The organism is Flavobacterium sharifuzzamanii, from assembly GCF_003254585.1.
GTDB lineage: Bacteria > Bacteroidota > Bacteroidia > Flavobacteriales > Flavobacteriaceae > Flavobacterium > Flavobacterium sharifuzzamanii.
This window is the reverse complement of record NZ_QJGZ01000023.1, coordinates 1-3,479: the sequence shown is the minus strand read 5'-3', so window position 1 is coordinate 3,479 and position 3,479 is coordinate 1. Positions and strand designations below refer to the sequence as shown.

2 tRNA genes and 2 rRNA genes are annotated in these 3,479 nt (G+C 48.7%); all 4 read left to right on the top strand.

Going from position 1 to position 3,479, the window contains the following annotated elements:
* Window positions 1-12 precede the first annotated feature (12 nt).
* Window positions 13-86 (top strand) — tRNA-Ile (locus DMA14_RS00115).
* A 91-nt stretch (window positions 87-177) separates the two neighbouring features.
* A tRNA-Ala gene (locus tag DMA14_RS00110) sits at window positions 178-251 on the top strand.
* A gap of 128 nt (window positions 252-379) precedes the next feature.
* A 23S ribosomal RNA gene (locus DMA14_RS00105) occupies window positions 380-3,261 on the top strand.
* A gap of 137 nt (window positions 3,262-3,398) precedes the next feature.
* A 5S ribosomal RNA gene (rrf, locus tag DMA14_RS00100) occupies window positions 3,399-3,479 on the top strand; the annotation flags it as partial.

Sequence of the window (3,479 nt, the reverse complement as noted above, 5' to 3'; positions counted from 1 at the left end):
AAAAAAAAACAGAGTCTCGTAGCTCAGCTGGTTAGAGTACTACACTGATAATGTAGGGGTCGGCAGTTCGAGTCTGCCCGGGACTACTTTTTAAGGCTTAAAGAGAAGGAAATTCTAGAGTTGAAGCGTTATGAATATTAATTCATAATTCATAATTCACAATTCATCATTAGATTTGGGGGATTAGCTCAGCTGGCTAGAGCGCCTGCCTTGCACGCAGGAGGTCAACGGTTCGACTCCGTTATTCTCCACAGTTCCGAAAGGAAAAAAGTTCATTGACATATTGGGATAAGAAAATAATAAGAAAGTAGAAAGCGTTTTTTGCAATTTATTGCAAAAGACAAAACAAAACGGTCTTGTTTTAAGTAACAAGATTGGTGCAATAAGCAAAATAAGGGCGCATGGGGGATGCCTAGGCTCTCAGAGGCGATGAAGGACGTGATAAGCTGCGAAAAGCTGCGGGGACGGGCACACACCGATCGATCCGCAGATATCCGAATGGGGCAACCCGCTATATTGAAGATATAGCACACCGATAGGTGGGCAAACCCGCTGAACTGAAACATCTAAGTAGGCGGAGGAGAAGAAAACAAAAGTGATTCCGTAAGTAGTGGCGAGCGAACGCGGATTAGCCCAAACCAGCATTGTTACGGCATTGCTGGGGTTGTAGGACCGCGAGATTTCATGCATGAGGAACCGGAAGCTTCTGGAAAGGAGCGCCACAGAGGGTGACAGCCCCGTATGGGTAACAAATGTAATGGATAGCGGTATCCTGAGTAGGGCGGGGCACGTGAAACCCTGTCTGAATTTGGCGGGACCATCCGCTAAGGCTAAATACTCCTGAGAGACCGATAGTGAACCAGTACCGTGAGGGAAAGGTGAAAAGAACCGTGAATAACGGAGTGAAATAGATCCTGAAACCATGCGCTTACAAGCGGTCGGAGCCCTTTCGTGGGGTGACGGCGTGCCTTTTGCATAATGAGCCTACGAGTTAACGCTGCTGGCAAGGATAAGTGGTTAAGCCATGGATCCGCAGCGAAAGCGAGTCTGAATAGGGCGCTTTAGTCAGTAGTGTTAGACGCGAAACCGTGTGATCTACCCATGGGCAGGTTGAAGCTGTGGTAACACACAGTGGAGGACCGAACCGGTTGACGTTGAAAAGTCTTCGGATGACCTGTGGGTAGGGGTGAAAGGCCAATCAAACTCGGAAATAGCTCGTACTCCCCGAAATGCATTTAGGTGCAGCGTTATTTTAGTTATATAGAGGTAGAGCTACTGATTGGATGCGGGGGCTTCACCGCCTACCAATTCCTGACAAACTCCGAATGCTATATAATGATTGATAACAGTGAGGGCTTGGGTGCTAAGGTCCAAGTCCGAGAGGGAAAGAACCCAGACCATCAGCTAAGGTCCCCAAATATATGCTAAGTTGAAAGAACGAGGTTTGTCTGCCCAGACAGCTAGGATGTTGGCTTGGAAGCAGCCATTCATTTAAAGAGTGCGTAACAGCTCACTAGTCGAGCGGACGAGCATGGATAATAATCGGGCATAAGCATATTACCGAAGCTATGGATTTTGTGGCAACACAAAGTGGTAGGGGAGCATTCTGACAGGGCTGAAGGTGTATCGTAAGGTATGCTGGACCGGTCAGAAAAGAAAATGTAGGCATAAGTAACGATAATGCGGGCGAGAAACCCGCACACCGAAAAACTAAGGTTTCCACAGCTATGCTAATCAGCTGTGGGTTAGTCTGGACCTAAGGCGAACCCGAAAGGGACAGTCGATGGCCAACGGGTTAATATTCCCGTACTTCTTATTGCTGTGATGGGGTGACGGAGTGATGAAAGCGCCGCGAACTGACGGAATAGTTCGTTAAAGCACCTAGCTATAGGCTCTCTAGGCAAATCCGGAGAGTTTGGTGAAATGCGATAGTACTCGGAGTCTTCGGACAAAGAGATAGTGCGCCTAAGGGCTTCCAAGAAAAACCTCTAAACTTCAGGCAGTAAGAACCAGTACCGTAAACCGACACAGGTAGTTGAGGAGAGAATCCTAAGGTGCTCGAGAGATTCATGGCTAAGGAATTAGGCAAAATAGACCTGTAACTTCGGGAGAAAGGTCGCCCCGAGCAATCGGGGCCGCAGTGAAGAGGTCCAGGCGACTGTTTATCAAAAACACAGGGCTCTGCAAAATCGTAAGATGAAGTATAGGGCCTGACACCTGCCCGGTGCTGGAAGGTTAAGAGGAGATGTTATCTTCGGAGAAGCATTGAATTGAAGCCCCAGTAAACGGCGGCCGTAACTATAACGGTCCTAAGGTAGCGAAATTCCTTGTCGGGTAAGTTCCGACCTGCACGAATGGTGTAACGATCTGGACACTGTCTCAGCCATGAGCTCGGTGAAATTGTAGTAACGGTGAAGATGCCGTTTACCCGCAGTGGGACGAAAAGACCCTGTGCACCTTTACTATAGCTTAGTATTGACCTTGGATAAATGATGTGTAGGATAGGTTGGAGACTGTGAAGCGGCGTCGCCAGGCGCTGTGGAGTCATTGTTGAAATACAACCCTTTGTTTATCTGAGGCCTAACCCCGCGATGTGGGGGACAGTGCTTGGTGGGTAGTTTGACTGGGGTGGTCGCCTCCAAAAGAGTAACGGAGGCTTCTAAAGGTTCCCTCAGTACGCTTGGTAACCGTGCGTAGAGTGCAATGGCATAAGGGAGCTTGACTGAGAGACATACAGGTCGATCAGGTACGAAAGTAGAGCATAGTGATCCGGTGGTTCCGCATGGAAGGGCCATCGCTCAAAGGATAAAAGGTACGCCGGGGATAACAGGCTGATCTCCCCCAAGAGCTCATATCGACGGGGGGGTTTGGCACCTCGATGTCGGCTCGTCACATCCTGGGGCTGGAGAAGGTCCCAAGGGTTGGGCTGTTCGCCCATTAAAGTGGCACGCGAGCTGGGTTCAGAACGTCGTGAGACAGTTCGGTCTCTATCTACTGCGGGCGTTAGAAATTTGAGTGGATCTGATTCTAGTACGAGAGGACCGAATTGGACTAACCTCTAGTGTATCTGTTGTCCCGCCAGGGGCACCGCAGAGTAGCTACGTTGGGAAGGGATAAGCGCTGAAAGCATATAAGCGCGAAACCCACCACAAGATGAGATTTCTTTTAAGGATCGTGGAAGATGACCACGTTGATAGGCTACAGATGTAAAGGCAGTAATGTCACAGTCGAGTAGTACTAATAATCCGTAAGCTTATGCACACCCTTTTCCTCCCCGCCCTGCGGGGAGGAGAGAACTTTCTAAAATAAATCCTATTTGTTTCTTTATCCCAGTATGTTAAAATATTGTTTTTAATTGCCAATTGCCAATTAAAAAAGCTGCTTGCAGCGAATAGCCTTAAGGTGGTTATTGCGGCGGGGCTCACCTCTTCCCATCCCGAACAGAGAAGTTAAGCCCGCCTGCGCAGATGGTACTGCAT